The 1,023-nt window shown below is 60.1% G+C and carries 2 protein-coding genes; both read left to right on the top strand.

What is annotated here, in order from left to right:
- Positions 1 to 250 (top strand): fimbrial protein (locus SPL01S_RS25415; protein WP_373282296.1); only part of this gene is annotated, 250 nt, incomplete at its 5' end.
- Positions 243 to 1,023: reverse transcriptase domain-containing protein (locus tag SPL01S_RS24170; protein ID WP_063203217.1), on the top strand; the 781-nt coding region annotated here is incomplete at its 3' end. The genes SPL01S_RS25415 and SPL01S_RS24170, both read left to right, overlap by 8 nt.

Here is a 1,023-nt window from a genome sequence, read left to right as displayed (position 1 = left end):
CACCGCGCTGCCGGGGCTGCTGGCACTGAACGGTGCCAGCCAGGCCAGCGGCATCGCCATCGGCATGGAAACCCCGCAGGGCGACCCCTTGCCGATTAACCAGCAAGGCAAGGCGCAGGCATTGGTGAGCGGGGCCAATATTCTGACGGCGCACGCCTATGTGCAGGGTGAACCGGACGCGCTGAAGCACAAAACCATCGAGCGCGGGCCGTTCAGCGCGGTGGCGACCTTTAGCCTGGAATATGAATAACCGCGCGGCGGCATGGCAAGCCGCCTGGCACTGGCTGTGCCAACGTCGTCGCCATGCGCCGCCCAATGCGGACATATGGCATTTGCGCTTTCACTGGGCGCAGCAAGAGAAGCCACTCTGGCAGCAACTGCAAAACGGGCATTACCGGTTGGCGCCGATGCAGGTGTTGCGGCGTGGTGGCCGCAGTTGGGTGCAGTGGTGTGCGCTGGATGCGCTGATATTGAAGTGGGCCGCGTTGTTGGCGGAGCCGCTGTTGCCAAAACCTGCTCGTTGCATGCACTTGCGCGGGCATGGCGGTAGCGTGGTTTCGGCGGCGGAAGTGCGGGCGGCCCTGGCCGGCGGAGAATACGCCTTTGTCTACCGAACGGACATTCGCGGTTACTACCGGCACATCCGTAAACAGCAGGTGATCAGTCAACTGAAATGGCATGTGGCCGACCCGGTGCTGTTTGATGTGATTCAGCAATATGTGCACTACAGCGTAGAAGATGGCGGTGAGTTTTATACCCCGCAAAACGGCATCTGCCGGGGTTGCGCACTAAGCCCGTTGATTGGCGGCAGCTTGTTGCACCACGTAGATAATTATTTTAATGCGCAGGAGGGCGTGTGGTATGCGCGCTATATGGATGACTTTTTGTTGTTTACCCGCACCCGTTGGCAACTGCGGCGCTGCGTTAAGCGGCTGCACGAATTTTTTGACCTGGGCGGTTTTGAAACCCACCCGGACAAAACCCAACTGGGCCGGATTGCACAGGGTTTTGACTGGCTGGGGG

The organism is Serratia plymuthica NBRC 102599 (assembly GCF_001590925.1).
In the GTDB taxonomy this organism is placed as follows: Bacteria; Pseudomonadota; Gammaproteobacteria; order Enterobacterales; family Enterobacteriaceae; genus Serratia; species Serratia plymuthica.
The sequence above is the reverse complement of the archived record's forward strand: the minus strand, read 5'-3'. Positions and strand labels throughout refer to the sequence as shown.